This window comes from Glycomyces algeriensis (genome assembly GCF_027622855.1).
GTDB lineage: Bacteria > Actinomycetota > Actinomycetes > Mycobacteriales > Micromonosporaceae > Glycomyces > Glycomyces algeriensis.
This window is the reverse complement of sequence record NZ_JAPZVR010000010.1, coordinates 51,538-65,249: the sequence shown is the minus strand read 5'-3', so window position 1 is coordinate 65,249 and position 13,712 is coordinate 51,538. Positions and strand designations below refer to the sequence as shown.

The following is a 13,712-nucleotide window of genomic DNA, read 5'->3' as shown; positions in this document are numbered from 1 at the left end:
CGCCCGTGCTCACCCCCACCCGGGCGCCGCGTACATACCCTGGGCCCCCCCGAACGGCGGGGACGGCAGCGCCGTCCGCGCCCTTCACGCTCACTCAGCGGTCAACGCGCTCCCGTTCGATCACAGATCGAAGTGGCACGCGACCTTGTGACCGCTCGCCGCCTCACGCCACTCCGGCTCCACCTCAGCGCAGATGTCCTCCGCCCACGGGCAGCGCGTGCGGAAACGGCAACCCGACGGCGGATTCGCCGGCGACGGCAGATCGCCCTTCAAGATGATCCGCTCACGGTTCGCCTCGACCTCCGGATCAGGCTGCGGCACCGCCGAAAGCAGCGCCTTCGTGTACGGATGCCGCGGATGCTCGTAGATGGTCTCCGAATCCGCCTCCTCCACCAGCTTGCCGAGGTACATGACCCCGACCCGGTCGGAGAGGTGACGCACCACCGCGAGGTCGTGCGCGATCACCAGATACGTCAGACCGAACTCGTCCTGCAGCTCATCGAGCAGGTTCATCACCTGCGCCTGGATCGAGACGTCCAGCGCGCTCACCGGCTCGTCGCACACGATCAGATCCGGACGCAGCATCAGCGCCCGCGCGATCCCCAGACGCTGCCGCTGACCGCCCGAGAACTCGTGCGGGAACCGCTCCAGCACCGACTTCGGCAGACCCACCGCGTCCAGCGTCTCAACAGCCAGCTTGCGCCGCTCCGCCTTCGACCCGACCCCGTGGACCTTCAACGGCTCCGAGAGCAGCATGTCCACATTGTGCCGAGGATTCAACGAACCCAGCGGGTCCTGGAACACCATCTGCATCTTCGACCTGAAGCGGCGCAACTTCTCGCCCTTCATCGCCGTCACCTCGTCGCCGCCGAGCCGCACGCGACCACCGGTCGGCTCTTCGAGGCGGAGCACGGCGCGGCCGAACGTCGTCTTGCCGCAACCGGACTCCCCGACCAGGCCGTACGTGCCGCCCGAGTCAATGCTCAGACCGACCCCGTCGACCGCCTGGACATGGCCCACGACGCGCTCGACCACGATCCCCCGCCGGATCGGGAAGTGGACCTTCAAGTCCTCCACCTCGAGCAGCGGTGCCGCAACCGGACCCGTTGCAGCAGTGGACAAATCCGGACCCTCAGTGCGCTGCGCGGGAACATGCGGCTCCGCGTGCTGCTCAGTGCTCATGCGACCTCCTCGGCCATGACGCAGCGGTGGGCGTGCACGGCCCCGACCAATGCGGGCTCACCCGCGACGCACGGCGCCGCGACACGGTCGCAGCGCGGCGCGAACGCGCAGCCGTCGTGCCAGCGGATCACGTCCGCGATCGAACCGCGGATCGGCGTCAGCGGCTCATGGATCGGCAGGTCAAGCCGCGGAATCGAACCGAGCAGACCCACCGTGTACGGGTGCGTCGGCGCCGCGAACAGCTCCCGGACCGGCGCGGACTCGACCACACGGCCCGAGTAGAGCACGTTCACCTCGTCGCAGATCCCGGCCACGACGCCGAGGTCGTGCGTGATCATCAGCAGCGCCGTGCCCTCGGCCTCCACGAGGTCCTTGAGGAGCTCGAGGATCTGCGCCTGGATCGTCACGTCCAGCGCCGTGGTCGGCTCGTCCGCGATCAGGAGCCGCGGATTGCAGGCGACCGCGATCGCGATGAGCACGCGCTGGCGCATGCCGCCCGAGAGCTGGTGCGGGTACTCCTTGAGGCGCCGGGTCGGGTCGGGGATGCCGACGCGGTCGAGCAGGTTCGCGGCCTCCTTCGACGCCTTGTCGCCCTTGAGGCCCCGGTGGCGTTCGAGGACCTCGGTGATCTGCCTGCCGATCGGGACGACCGGGTTGAGGCTCGACAGCGGGTCCTGGAACACCATCGCGAGGTCCTTGCCGCGGCGGCGGCGCATCGCGGCGGGGGCGAGCGAGAGGAGGTCGGTGCCGTCGAAGACGGCCCGGCCGGACACGTCCGCGCCGCTGCCGCGGCGCCTGAGGACGGGAGCGACGGCCGTCGCCGAAGGCGGCGGACCGGTCGGTGCGGCGACAGTGCCGCCGTCGGCCGCCTCCACTGTCACCGGCCGGCTGGCTGTGACCGGCGCGGGGCGACCGTTCCGCCGCTTCGGCAGCAGGCCCATGATCGCCAGGCTCGTCACCGACTTGCCGCAGCCGGACTCGCCCACGAGGCCGACCACCTTGCCTTCGGGGACGGAGAAGGACACGCCGTCGACGGCGGTGGACGCCCCGAAGGCGACCCGCAGGTCTTCGACTTCGAGCAGTGCCACTATTCCTGCCTCCTCAGTCTCGGGTCGAGCGATTCGCGCATGGCCTCGCCCAGGAGGGTGAAGCCGAGCGCCGTGACGATGATGCCGATGGCCGGGTAGATCGCCAGTTGCGGTGCGCCCGAAAGGAACCGCTGCGCGTCGGCGAGCATCGTGCCCCACTCCGCGCTGCCCGGGTCGGGGTTGCCGAGGCCCAGGTACGAGAGCGCGGCGGCCTCGATGATCGCCGTCGCGAGCACCAGCGTCGCCTGCACGATCACCGGGCCCAGCGAGTTCGGCAGGATGTGCGAGACCACGATCCGTCCCTTCGGGACGCCGATCGCGATCGCCGCGAGCACGTAGTCCGAGTGGGCCTGCGCCAGCATCGAGCCGCGCAGGAGCCGCGCGAAGATCGGGATCTGGGCGACCCCGACCGCGATCATCACGGTCCGCAGCGACGGGCCCAGCAGCGCCGCGACGCTCAAGGCGAGCAGCAGCATCGGGATCGCCAGCGCCACGTCGACCGCGCGCATGATGACGGCCTCGAGGCGTTCGCCCCAGCGTCCGCCGAAGGTGCCCGCAGCGGCGGCGATGCCGCCGATGAACGCGCCCGCGATGAAGCCGATGAAAGTGGCCACGACGCCGACGAGCAGCGTCTGGCGGGCCCCGACGATCATGCGGGAGAACATGTCCCGGCCCAGGTGGTCGAGGCCGAACCAGTTCTCCGGGCGCGGGCCCGGGAAGATGTTCCGGTTCAGGAAGACCTCGCGCCCCCAGGTCTGCGCCGTCGGGTCGTACGGTGCGACCCACGGGCCGACGACCGCCACGAGGACGAACAGGCCCACGATGACCGCGCCGGTGATCGCCATGGGCGAGCGGCGCATCCGGCGGATCGACTGGCGCCACAGGGAGCCGGTCCTGGCGTCCCGGGCGGTGGCCGTGGCCTCGATGAGCCGGTCGAGCTTCTCGATTTTCGCGATGGTCATTTGCGCACCCGCACTCTCGGGTCGAGCAGGCCGTACGACAGGTCCACGATGAGGTTGATGACCACGTAGAACACGGCGATGACGAGGATGAAGCCCATGAGCGCCGGGTAGTCCCGCTCGGTCGTCGCCTGGTAGACGAACGAGCCGATGCCGCCGAACGCGAAGACGCTCTCGGTGAGGACCGCGCCCGCGAAGAGGCTGCCGAGCAGCAGGCCGATGATCGTGGCGATGGGGAGCATCGCGTTGCGCATCACGTGGCGGCCGCGGACGGTGGCGGGCTTGAGGCCCTTGGCGTCCGCGGTGCGCACGTAGTCCTCGCCGACCACGTCGAGCACGCTCGCGCGGGTGATGCGGACGATGACCGCGAGCGGGATCGAGGAGAGCGCGATCGCGGGCAGGATCAGGTGCCGCACCGCGTCCCAGGCGATGTCGAGCTCGCCGGTGATGAGCCCGTCGAACACGCGCAGGCCCGTCACTTCGGTGAAGTCGGCGCCGGCGGTGAGGCGGAACGTCGTGGGCAGCCACCCGAGCTCCTGCGCGAACACCACTTTCAGCATGGCGGCGAGGAAGAAGATCGGGATGCAGGTGCCCAGGAGCGAGCCGGAGACGGTGCTGAAGTCGACCCAGGTGCCGCGGCGCTTCGCCGCGAGGTACCCGAGCGGAATGCCCAGGCCGACGGCGATGAGCATGGCGGCCAAGGAGAGTTCGACGGTGGCGGGCAGGCGTTCGGCGAGTTCCGTCGCGATCGGACGTCCGCTCGACAGCGAGGAGCCGAAGTCGAGGCGGACGATCCGGGCGAGGAACTCGCCGTACTGGGTCCAGACCGGCTCGTCCAGACCCAGGGCGGCCCGCAGCGCCTCCCGCTGCTGGTCCGTGGCGTTCTCGGGGAGCAACCGGTTCTCGGGTCCGCCCGGAAGGGCTTTGAACCACGCGAACAGCAGGAGCGAGAGTCCCAAGAGCGCCACGGACAGCTGCAGGAGGCGCTTAACGGTGTAGCGCAGCATATTCGGCTGTAATCGATCCGGTCAGGAACCGGTGGTGAAGTAGACCTGCGAGAAGTCCTCCCGCGTCAGCGGGGAGACGTCCGGCGGGTACACGTCCGGCGCGAAGGCGATCGACGGCGGCGAGGACGAGATCGGCAGGCCCGGGAGCTCTTCCATCACGGCCTCGTTCGCGGTCTTCCACAGGTCCACGCGGGTGGCCTGGTCGGGCTCGGTGTTGGCCGTGGCGATCGCGTCGAAGACCTCCTGGTTGTCGAAGCCCCATTCGGTGGACTCGGTGGCGAACCAGGTGCCGAGGAAGTTGTACGGGTCGGCGAAGTCGCCGGTCCAGCCCAGCAGGTACAGCGGGCATTCGCCGGAGCGGGTGGTCGGGATGTAGTCGACCCACGTGATCGGCTTGGCCTCCACCGTGACTCCCGCGGCCTGCAGGTCGGAGGAGATCATGTCGAAGATGTCCTTCGGGGCCGGCATGTACGGCCGGGTCACGTCGGTCGGGTAGCAGAAGGTGATGCTGAGGTCTTCCGCGCCCGCGTCGGCGAGCATCTGCTTGGCCTTCTCGGCGTCGTAGTCGTAGGTCGCGACGTCCTCCGAGTACCCCTCGAGGCTCGGGGGCATGAACTGGGTGGCGACCATGCCGCCGGCCGGGAGCACGGAGTTGACGATGCGCTCGCGGTCGATGGCGTAGGAGAGGGCCTCGCGGACGGCGTGGTCCTCGAGCGGGGCGTGGCTCTGCGTGTACGCGAGGTACAGCAGGTTGAAGACGCCGCGGACGGGGACCTGGTAGCCCGCGTCGAGGAGCGACTGGGCGTCGGCCGGGGCGGCGAGGTCGTAGCCGTGGATGTCGCCGGCTTCGAGGGCCTGGCGGCGGGCGGTCTCGTCGGAGATGGTCTTGAAGATGACCGTCTTGACCTTCGCGGGCTCGCCGAAGTACTCGTCGTTGCGGGTGAGCACGACCTCTTGCGAGCTGTGGTCCCAGCTCTCGAGCTTGTAGGGCCCGGTGCCGGCGAGGGTGCCGACGGTCTGGGTGTACTCGGGCAGCGGCGAGTCGGCCGTGGGGATCGCGGCGTCGGCGACGGCGTCGATCGAGGCCGGGCTGATGATCGAGAGCGACTCGAGGGTGAACGCGCCCGGGAAGCTCGAGGTGTACTTGCTCAGGCTGATGGTGACGTCGAGGCCGTCTGCGGCGCAGCCCTTGTAGATCGACTCGGCCTCGATGCCCATGGCCGGGTCGTTCTCGGCGAAGCCGCCGAAGACCGAGGAGTAGTAGTAGGTGAAGTTCGGGGACTGGTAGCCCGCCTTGAAGTTCGCCCAGCGTTCGAAGTTCTTGCAGACGGCGGCGCCGTCGAGGGCCTGCCCGTCGTGGAAGGTCACGCCCTCACGCAGGTGGAACGTCCACTCCGTGCCTTCCTCGTTCTGCTCGTAGGACTCCGCGAGACCGGGGACGGTGTCGGTGCAGTCGGCGTCCAGGAGGGTGTCGAAGACCTGGCGGTTGACGCGGAAGGTCTCACCGTCGGAGGCGAGGATGGGGTCGAGGCTGGTCGGGTCGCCGGGGGTGCCGAAGACGAACGGCTGCGAGTCGTTCCGGGCCGCGTCGGCGGCGGGTTCGCCGTCGGTGCGTTCAGGACACGAGAAGTCGAAGTCTTCGGCGGTGTCGGCGTCGCCGCCGCTTTCACCGTCGGAGCCGCAGGCGGCGAGCAGGCCCAAGGCCATTGCGGCGCCCGCCGCTGCGGCCAGAGCGCGCCTGATTGGGGTTGGGGACGTGCGCATAGGTTGTCTCACCCGTCGGTCGTTGGGTATTCGGAGGTAGAGACAGCCTAAGTGCAGGTGAGTTACACCACTGTTAAGCGTTATGTGATCGTGACCGTTTCGGCGAATATTGTTACCCAAATCGTAAGGATCGCACCGAAGTGAATCCCGTTGCACCACAACGGAACCCAAAAACCCGCCGCCTGACGGGCCCTAACGGAGAGCAAACCTGCCAATTACCGACCGCAGGACCTCAACGGCTTCGAAGCCCTGGGCGGACCAGAGCGCGCTCGCGGTGGACGCGCACCGCCCCGTCCGAGCACCAGACCTCGGCACCTTCAGGCCCGCAACCGCTGGCCCCATAAACCGGAACGGACCGCGCATGCACCGCACACCAATGCCCTTCGCCCGCAACGCCCCGACGAACCCCGCGCACCCAAGACCCCGGAACCAGTCGGCCCGCACACAGATGAACCCGGAGCCCGAAAACCCGGAGCGAGCCGCGCTCGCACCGCACCCCCATGCCCCGCACCTACACCTGCAACGCCCCATCGAACCCCGCGCCGAAACCACAACGCGGGGGCAACGCCAGAACCAGGGCTTGGGACCCGCGGCCCTTCGCGCCCGCCCTTTCGGTGCCGTCTAGTCGACGTCCCGCCGGCCCGAGAACGCCCGGCCGAGCGTCACCTCGTCCGCGTACTCCAGGTCCCCGCCCACGGGCAGACCGCTCGCGAGCCGGGTCACCTTGAACCCCATGGGCTTGATGAGCATCGCCAGGTAGGTCGCGGTCGCCTCGCCCTCGGTGTTCGGGTCCGTGGCCAGGATCAGCTCCTTGGTCTCTCCCTTTTGGAGACGGATCATCAGCTGGCGGATGCGCAGGTCGTCCGGGCCGATGCCCTCCAGCGGGTTGATCGCCCCGCCCAGCACGTGGTACCGGCCGCGGAACTCGCCGGTGCGCTCGATCGCGAGCACGTCCTTGGGTTCCTCGACGACGCAGATGAGCGTCTCCGACCGGCGCGGGTCCCTGCAGATGCCGCACTGCTCGGCCTCGGTCACATTGCCGCAGGTCTCGCAGAAGCGCACCTGGGCCTTGACCCGCTCGAGCGCGGAAGTGAGGCGCTCGACATCGACGCTCTCGGAAGCGAGCAGATGGAAGGCGAGCCGCTGGGCGCTCTTCGGCCCAATGCCCGGGAGCTGCCCCAGCTCTTCGATGAGGTCGCCCAAAGCCCCGTCGTACAAGGATCTCTCTTTTCCTGCGGCTCGTTCGTGGTCAATGTGGGGGTGGCGGCTGGTGAACGGCGCATACGCGCCGGGGCCTTGCGGCCCTGAGGTCTTCCGGTCTACATCCCGGGCAGGCCGAGGCCGCCGGTCATTCCCCCGAGGGCGTCCCCCAGCGGGCCCATCTTCTCGGCGGCGAGGCGCTTGGCGTCCGCGTTGGCGGCCTGGACCGCGGCGAGGATGAGGTCCTCGAGGGTCTCGGCGTCTTCGGGGTCGATCGCCTTCGGGTCGATCTTGACGCCCTTGAGCTCACCGTCGCCGGTGACCGTGGCGCTCACGAGCCCGCCGCCGGCGGAGGCTGTGACCTCGGACTCGGCCAGCTCGGCCTGGGCCTGCATCATGTCGGCCTGCATCTGCTGCGCCTGTTGCAGCATCTTCTGCAGGTCTCCTCCTGCGAACATGTCCATGTCACTCCTCGCCGTCGGCTCCGGGTCTCCTAGGTGTCCCGCCAGCCTAGCCGTCGCGGACGACAAACGTGTTGTGGCGGGCGGCCGGGCTGGTGGCTCGGCCGCCCGCGTGTGCTCCCGCGGGAGCGAGGGGCGGGGCATCTGGCGGGGACCGCGCGCGGCCGGATTGCCGCGCGCGACCTTGGTATGGCGACGTTCGCGAATCCCCTTCTGTCGCCGCCATCCCGCTGATGCCCGATGGCGTTTTTGCTATCTACTACAACACGTTGGGTAGTAGGGCAGCAACAGAAGTTTCCCGCCTGTGGATAACTTCAAGCGAAATGAGCATTAGCGCAGGTCAACCGCCTGTGGATAAATTTGGGGGTTTCGGGGCTTCTGCTGGACCGGTGTCGCGGGCGAGGCAGTGCCACTTCGGGCGCTCAGACGCCACGGCTTGGCCGGACGTGCTCCGCTCGTCTTCGCTGCGGCCTTTGGGGAGGCGGTCGTGATCCTCGGCGGTCTGGAGTTCACCGCGGGTGGCGTCACCGGGCTCGTGCTCGGCTTCGCGACCATGGTCATCGTCTGGCGGCTGTACCTCGCCGCCCGCGCTGCGGACGCCGAGCGCGGCAACGGCGCCCAGATTCCGCGCCGCGACTACGCTTTCGCGCGCGTCCTCATGGCGGCCGGGGCCGTCCTCATCGCAATCGGCGCTGTGCTCGTGCTCGCGCACCCGTGGGACACCGCCGACACGGCCGCCGTCGCCACCGTCCTCGGCGGGCCCGCGGCCTACCTCCTCGGCGACCTCGTGCTCACCCGCGCCGCCACCGGCCGGATCGCCGCCTCACGGATCGCGGCCCTCGCCTGCCTGGCCGTGCTCGCGCTCATCGCGTTCGCGTTGCCCGTCCTCGTCCTCGCGGCCCTCGCCCTCGCCGTGCTCCTGCTGCTCTCACTCGCGGCCTCCGGCTGGTTCCGCCTGCCGTCCATGAACGTCGAGGATGAGCAGAGGTGAATGAGCCCGACTGAGTGGCCTCAGATGGGTGGGCACGGACCAATGCGCACAATTGAATGCGCACAGTCGAATGCGCGCAGATAGAGCAGGGGGCAGGGGGATGAGACCAGTCGTCAGCGCAGCCGGTTCAGCCGCATCGCCGGCTCCTCCGAGACCGTGAACCCGAGCTCCCGGTACAGCCCCTCGCCCTGTTGCGACGCGAGTAGCTCCAAGACGTGCACGCTCTGGTCCCCGAACCAGTCCAGGAGCGCCTGCGTGCACGCCCGGCTGTAGCCGCGCCCCCGCCACTGCGGATCGGTGACCACGTTGAAGATCCAGCCGTACCGCCCCGAAGGGTTCACCGGGTTCGGCAGCCGCTCGCTGATCACCCCGGTCGCGCAGGACGCCAGCGCGCCCGAACCGCCCGGGGCCTCGACCACGGTGACGGCCATGGTCGGCTTCGGCTCGTCGAGGCGGCGCTGGAGGATCGCGGCGGTCTCGGGCTTCCAGCCGGTGTCGCTCATGTCGAACCAGGGCGCGAGCATGACCTCGCGGAGCCGGATGATCTCGTCGATGTCGCCGAGCTCGGCGTGGCGTGCATTCGTCATGCCGGGAGCTTACGGGCGGATCGGGGCCTTCGCCTAGACCGTTCGCGGGTTCCCTTGGCGCGCAGAACGTGCCATGATGTGGTCTATGTCCCACCGCCCCAAGGACCTCAGTCCCGAGCAGCTCCGCTTCCGGCCGCAGGGGCCGGTGCGCTGGCTGTCGCCGCGCACGCTGCTCGATACGAGCATGCGGTTCGGGCTCGCGCGGGTGTTCGGCGGCTATGTGGACAAGCGCGAGATCATCGGCGGTCGCCCGCAGGGGGTGTACAACCATGCGGACACCGACGAGTTGTGGCTCGATTACGTGGCGGACGTGGGGGACGGTTTCAACGCCACGTATTCGGTCGCGTATCTGATGGCGCAGGACCATGTCGAGGTCAAGGGCGCGGACGGCGCGGTCGAACGGCTGCCGCGCGGGTCGGTGCTGATCATGGGCGGCGACGAGGTGTACCCGGCGGGGGACTGGCTCGAGTACGAGCAGCGGATGAAGGGCCCGTACGAGGCGGCGAACCCCGGCCATCCGGTGTCGCTGTACGCGATCCCGGGGAACCACGACTGGTTCGACGGTTTGACCGCGTTCGCGCGGCAGTTCACCGAGGGCCGGAAGGTGGGCGGGTACCGGACGTACCAGAAGCGCTCCTATTTCGCGTTGGAGCTGCCGCACCGCTGGTGGCTGTTCGCGGTGGACGCCCAGTTCGACACGCATCTGGACCAGACGCAGATCGAGTACTTCCGGCATGCGGCGGAGCGGATGCGCCAGGGGGACCAGGTGATCCTGTGCGTGCCGCAGCCGTCGTGGCTGTGGACGGAGGACGATCCGCGTTCGTTCGACCGGATCGACCATTTCATCCGGGACGTGGTGGCGGCGCGGGGCGCGCGGGTGCCGCTGGTGGTCACGGGCGACCGGCACCATTACGCGCATTACGAGGAGATCGACGGGTCGCGGCACCTGGTGACTGCCGGTGGCGGCGGCGCGTACCTGTCGCCGACGCACACGCTGCCGGAGGAGTTGACGGCGCCGCGCAAGTCGGTGCCGGAGCCGGATGCGCGCGAGCGGGACTACAAGTTGACGCAGGCGTATCCGTCGAAGGCGAAGTCGATGGGGTACGCGTTCGGAATCTTCGCGCGCCTGCCGTGGTTCAACAAGGGCTTCGTGGCGCTCATGGCGGTGGTGGGCCTCATCGCGACGGTGTCCATTCTGGAGGGCACGGGCACGTTCGTGGCGGTGACGGCGGTGCTGCTGGGGGCCGGGGTCGGTTTCGCGCACCCGGGGCAGGGGAGCCGCACGTCGCGCCATTACGTGCTCGGCGGCCTGCACGGTCTGGCGCAGGTGGCGTTGTCGTGGGGCGGGGCCCAGGCGATAAAGATGTTCGACGACGTGAGCCTGTGGACGTACGTGGTGTACCTGCCGGTGGCCGGGCTCGTCGGCACCTGGCTGGTCGGCCTCTACCTGGTGGTGGCGAACCGCTTGGGGGTCAACGCGAACGAGCTGTTCGCGGGGATGTCGGTGATCGACCAGAAGTGCTTCCTGCGGATCAGGGTCGCCGCTGACGGGGTCACGGTGTACCCGATCGGCCTCGACCGCGTGTCGCGCCGCTGGGTCGCCGATCCCGACGGGGCGCCGACGGATTCGTTCATCAAGCCGGTGGAGCCGCTGAAGCCGCGGCTCATCGAGCCGGGGTTCGCGGCGCTGCATCCGGGGCCGCGCAGCACCGAGCTGCCGCCGCCGAGTCCGGTGCGCCGCTTGGTGGCCCAGGCCGGCGAGTGGTTCAAGTCGGGTTAGTCCCCGCGCACGTCGGGGCCGCGTCCGAACTCGGGTTCGGGCGGTGTCTCGAGGACCGCGTCGGGGCCGTGCCCGCCGCGGCCCATGAGCCGGTGGATGGCGGGTCCGCAGATCGCGAGGATGACGGCGGTGAGGATCGCGATGCCGGCGAGGATGTAGAAGAACGCGGCTTCACCGACCCTCGGCACGAGGAACGCGAACGCCTGCCCGCCGAGCGGCGTGCCCACCGCGGGGCCGAGGAACCACACGCCCATCATCTGGCCCTTGAGGCTCGGCGGCGCGAGCTGCGTGGTGACGCTCAATCCTACGGGCGAGACGCACAGTTCACCGAAGGTGAGCAGCAGGTACACCCAGGCCATCCAGCCGAGGGCGACGAGCACGCCGTCGTCGGCGCGGGTCTGGAGCCAGCCGAGGAACACGTACGAGAAGCCGGTGAGGAACACGCCGACCGCGAACTTGTACGCCGTCCCGAAGCGGGTGCCGGCCTTCAGCCAGATGACGCCGAAGATCGGGGAGAAGATCAGGATGAAGATCGAGTTGAAGTTCTGGACGCCGCCGGCGGGCAGGTGGAAGCCCCACGAGTCGAGGTCGACCGAGTTGGCTGCGAACGCGGTGAGCACGGAGCCCATCTGGAGGTACAGCATCCAGAACACGACCGAGGCGATGAACAGGCCCACGTAGGCGCGCAGCCCGGCCTTCTCGGCGGGCGTGATGTCCTTGGCCTCGCCGAAGATGTAGACGAAGTACCAGACTGCGGCGACGATCGACAGGCCCGTGACCACGGTCGGCACGGTCGAGAGGGTGAGCGTCCCGGTCCAGGCCCAGATCGTGATCGCGACGGTCGCGATGACCAGTGCGATGACGACGATCTTGGTGGTCTTCCGCTTCTCGGCCGCGTTGAGCGGGCGGGCGGGGCCGATGCCGGCGTTCGACAGGCGCGGCCAGCCGCGCACGTACCAGAGGAGGCCGAGGGCCATCCCGACCGCGGCGGCGCCGAAGCCGAGGTGCCAGCGGTCGTCGCCGGCCAGGTACGGGGTGATGAGGATGCCGAGGAACGCGCCGAGGTTGATGCCCATGTAGAACACGGAGAACCCGGCGTCGCGGCGGGCGTCGGTGTCGCCGTCGTAGAGCTTGCCGACCATCACCGAGATGTTCGGCTTCAGCAGGCCCGAGCCGGCGACGACGAGGAACAGGCCGAAGAACACCATCGCGGGGTTCTCGAGGGGGATGGCCATGGAGATGTGGCCGGCCATGATGATGATGCCGCCGATGAGGACGGCGCGGCGGGGCCCGAGGATGCGGTCGGCCAGCCAGCCGCCGGGCAGCGCCGTCAGGTACACGAGGCCGGAGTAGAGCGAGGCGATCGGGACGGCGACGGTGTCGGAGAGGCCGAGGCCGTTCTGCGCCGTGTCGGCGACGAGGAACGTGAGGAGGATGCCCTGCAGGCCGTAGAAGCTGAACCGCTCCCACATCTCGGTGCCGAAGAGGACGGCGAGGCCTCGGGGATGCCCGAAGAAGGTCTTCTCGCGGCCGACGGGACGCATCTCGCGGTGGGACATCGGCGCTCCCGGTGTGCTCGGCGGTGGCTTCTTCCGGCGCGACGTGCACCGATACCTGCGTACCGTAGTGGCTCGGGGGCGGCCGGGCAGGGGAATGCGCGAACGTGTCATCCCCGAACGGATGCGTTGCAGCCGTTTGTCTGATATGCACCGTTCATTGCCTTAGGATCCGGCGTATGAGCGACGATCCATACTGGAATGCGGGGCAGGGCGGCGAGCCCTCGGGCCGCTTCTCCGGCGGCGACCCCCTGGTGACCGACACGTTCGAGGGCTGGTGGCATGCGTCGATGGACGTCGTGCAGCGCTCCTGGCGCACCGTCGGCCTCATCCTCCTCATCGGCGTCGTCCTGCCGCGCTGGATCCTGGGCGCGTTCAACAGCACCGTGCGCACCCCCGACATCGACGTCACCCAGACCGACTGGGGCACCATCGTCCGCGAGTACAACCCCGGTGTCGCCGTCGGCGTGATCGGCGCGATCCTCTCCCTCGCCGTCCTCTACGTCTCCGGTTCGGCCGTCCTCGGCGCCGTCCGCACCGCCGCCGCCGAAGCGGCCGGCGGCTTCCTCGCCCTCGGCGAGGCCTTCTCCTTCGGGTTCAAGCGCGGCGGCCGGTTCTTCCTGTGGCTCCTGCTCGCCTGGATCACCATCGCCGTCGGCCTCGTCCTCTGCATCCTGCCCGGGCTGTGGGCGATCTTCGCGCTCAGCCTCATGGCCCCCGCCGCCGTCTTCGAGGCCCGCCGCAGCCCCTACGCCCGCTCGATCCAGCTGACGCACTCGGCGTTCTGGCCCGCCCTGGGCCGCATCGTCATCGTCGTACTCGTCGCCGTCGCCGCGAACCTCATCATCTCGCTCGTCGGCCTCCTCCTGGCCGGCGTCTGGCACGCCGTCTTCGCGTCCTGGCTCGCCACCGTGCTCACCGTCCTCACCGAGGCGGTCATGGCGCTGCTCCTGCTCGTCCCGATGATCTGGATCCTCGCCGCGTCCCTGTGCGCGTACGCGTGGCTGCGCGGGCGCGCCGAATCCGTCTCGGCCACCTCGCTCTCCGCGGAGGCCGCGGGCGTCGCCGTCGACCCGGCCGAACCCGGCGAGCCGGGCCACCCGGTCCCGCCCCCGCCGCCGCCGAATCCGTAGAACG

General features: G+C 69.4%; 11 protein-coding genes and 1 pseudogene. 3 read left to right on the top strand and 9 right to left on the bottom strand.

Going from position 1 to position 13,712, the window contains the following annotated elements; all coding sequences use genetic code 11:
- Nucleotides 1-120 precede the first annotated feature (120 nt).
- The 7 genes from O2L52_RS17860 to O2L52_RS17830 form a co-directional block, all read right to left on the bottom strand.
- Nucleotides 121-1,182, bottom strand: a complete 1,062-nt coding sequence (locus O2L52_RS17860) for an ABC transporter ATP-binding protein (protein WP_270117164.1) — start codon at nucleotides 1,180-1,182, stop codon at nucleotides 121-123.
- On the bottom strand, nucleotides 1,179-2,270 hold the full coding sequence (locus O2L52_RS17855; protein WP_270117163.1) for an ABC transporter ATP-binding protein: 1,092 nt from the start codon (nucleotides 2,268-2,270) through the stop codon (nucleotides 1,179-1,181). Before O2L52_RS17855 ends, O2L52_RS17860 begins: the two co-directional genes overlap by 4 nt.
- Nucleotides 2,270-3,232 carry an ABC transporter permease gene (locus O2L52_RS17850; protein ID WP_270117162.1) on the bottom strand — a complete coding sequence of 321 codons (963 nt, stop codon included), beginning with the start codon at nucleotides 3,230-3,232 and terminating at the stop codon, nucleotides 2,270-2,272. Before O2L52_RS17850 ends, O2L52_RS17855 begins: the two co-directional genes overlap by 1 nt.
- Nucleotides 3,229-4,236 carry an ABC transporter permease gene (locus O2L52_RS17845; protein ID WP_270117161.1) on the bottom strand — a complete coding sequence of 336 codons (1,008 nt, stop codon included), beginning with the start codon at nucleotides 4,234-4,236 and terminating at the stop codon, nucleotides 3,229-3,231. The genes O2L52_RS17850 and O2L52_RS17845 overlap by 4 nt, the downstream gene beginning before the upstream one ends.
- A 21-nt stretch (nucleotides 4,237-4,257) precedes the next feature.
- Nucleotides 4,258-5,943 carry an ABC transporter substrate-binding protein gene (locus O2L52_RS17840; protein WP_270117160.1) on the bottom strand — a complete coding sequence of 562 codons (1,686 nt, stop codon included), beginning with the start codon at nucleotides 5,941-5,943 and terminating at the stop codon, nucleotides 4,258-4,260.
- Between the two features lie 678 nt (nucleotides 5,944-6,621).
- A complete protein-coding gene (recR, locus tag O2L52_RS17835; RefSeq protein ID WP_309299853.1) occupies nucleotides 6,622-7,218 on the bottom strand; it encodes a recombination mediator RecR in 597 nt (198 codons plus the stop codon).
- A 101-nt stretch (nucleotides 7,219-7,319) separates the two neighbouring features.
- Nucleotides 7,320-7,658 (bottom strand): YbaB/EbfC family nucleoid-associated protein, encoded by a 339-nt coding sequence (locus O2L52_RS17830; protein ID WP_270117158.1) that lies wholly within the window; start codon nucleotides 7,656-7,658, stop codon nucleotides 7,320-7,322.
- Between the two features lie 409 nt (nucleotides 7,659-8,067).
- On the opposite strand from O2L52_RS17830, the pseudogene O2L52_RS17825 reads away from it, so the two are divergent.
- A pseudogene (locus O2L52_RS17825) lies at nucleotides 8,068-8,532 on the top strand (low temperature requirement protein A); the annotation flags it as partial.
- 233 nt (nucleotides 8,533-8,765) lie between these two features.
- On the opposite strand, the gene O2L52_RS17820 reads toward O2L52_RS17825, so the two are convergent.
- Nucleotides 8,766-9,239, bottom strand: a complete 474-nt coding sequence (locus O2L52_RS17820; RefSeq protein ID WP_270117156.1) for a GNAT family N-acetyltransferase — start codon at nucleotides 9,237-9,239, stop codon at nucleotides 8,766-8,768.
- Nucleotides 9,240-9,324: 85 nt separating this feature from the next.
- On the opposite strand from O2L52_RS17820, the gene O2L52_RS17815 reads away from it, so the two are divergent.
- Nucleotides 9,325-11,019: a metallophosphoesterase gene (locus tag O2L52_RS17815; RefSeq protein ID WP_270117155.1), complete on the top strand. Its 1,695-nt coding sequence runs from the start codon at nucleotides 9,325-9,327 to the stop codon at nucleotides 11,017-11,019.
- On the opposite strand, the gene O2L52_RS17810 is transcribed toward O2L52_RS17815, so the two are convergent.
- A complete protein-coding gene (locus O2L52_RS17810; protein WP_270117154.1) occupies nucleotides 11,016-12,578 on the bottom strand; it encodes a peptide MFS transporter in 1,563 nt (520 codons plus the stop codon). The genes O2L52_RS17815 and O2L52_RS17810 overlap by 4 nt on opposite strands.
- Nucleotides 12,579-12,754: 176 nt before the next feature.
- On the opposite strand from O2L52_RS17810, the gene O2L52_RS17805 reads away from it, so the two are divergent.
- Nucleotides 12,755-13,708 carry a hypothetical protein gene (locus O2L52_RS17805; protein WP_270117153.1) on the top strand — a complete coding sequence of 318 codons (954 nt, stop codon included), beginning with the start codon at nucleotides 12,755-12,757 and terminating at the stop codon, nucleotides 13,706-13,708.
- The last annotated feature ends 4 nt before the right edge of the window (nucleotides 13,709-13,712 follow it).

Coding starts and splice junctions, on each gene's coding strand:
- O2L52_RS17860 (WP_270117164.1), bottom strand. CDS start 1,182: ATGAGCACTGAGCAGCACGCGGAGCCGCATGTTCCCGCGCAGCGCACT.
- O2L52_RS17850 (WP_270117162.1), bottom strand. CDS start 3,232: ATGACCATCGCGAAAATCGAGAAGCTCGACCGGCTCATCGAGGCCACG.
- O2L52_RS17845 (WP_270117161.1), bottom strand. CDS start 4,236: ATGCTGCGCTACACCGTTAAGCGCCTCCTGCAGCTGTCCGTGGCGCTC.
- O2L52_RS17840 (WP_270117160.1), bottom strand. CDS start 5,943: ATGGCCTTGGGCCTGCTCGCCGCCTGCGGCTCCGACGGTGAAAGCGGC.
- O2L52_RS17830 (WP_270117158.1), bottom strand. CDS start 7,658: ATGTTCGCAGGAGGAGACCTGCAGAAGATGCTGCAACAGGCGCAGCAG.
- O2L52_RS17820 (WP_270117156.1), bottom strand. CDS start 9,239: ATGACGAATGCACGCCACGCCGAGCTCGGCGACATCGACGAGATCATC.
- O2L52_RS17815 (WP_270117155.1), top strand. CDS start 9,325: ATGTCCCACCGCCCCAAGGACCTCAGTCCCGAGCAGCTCCGCTTCCGG.
- O2L52_RS17810 (WP_270117154.1), bottom strand. CDS start 12,578: ATGTCCCACCGCGAGATGCGTCCCGTCGGCCGCGAGAAGACCTTCTTC.
- O2L52_RS17805 (WP_270117153.1), top strand. CDS start 12,755: ATGAGCGACGATCCATACTGGAATGCGGGGCAGGGCGGCGAGCCCTCG.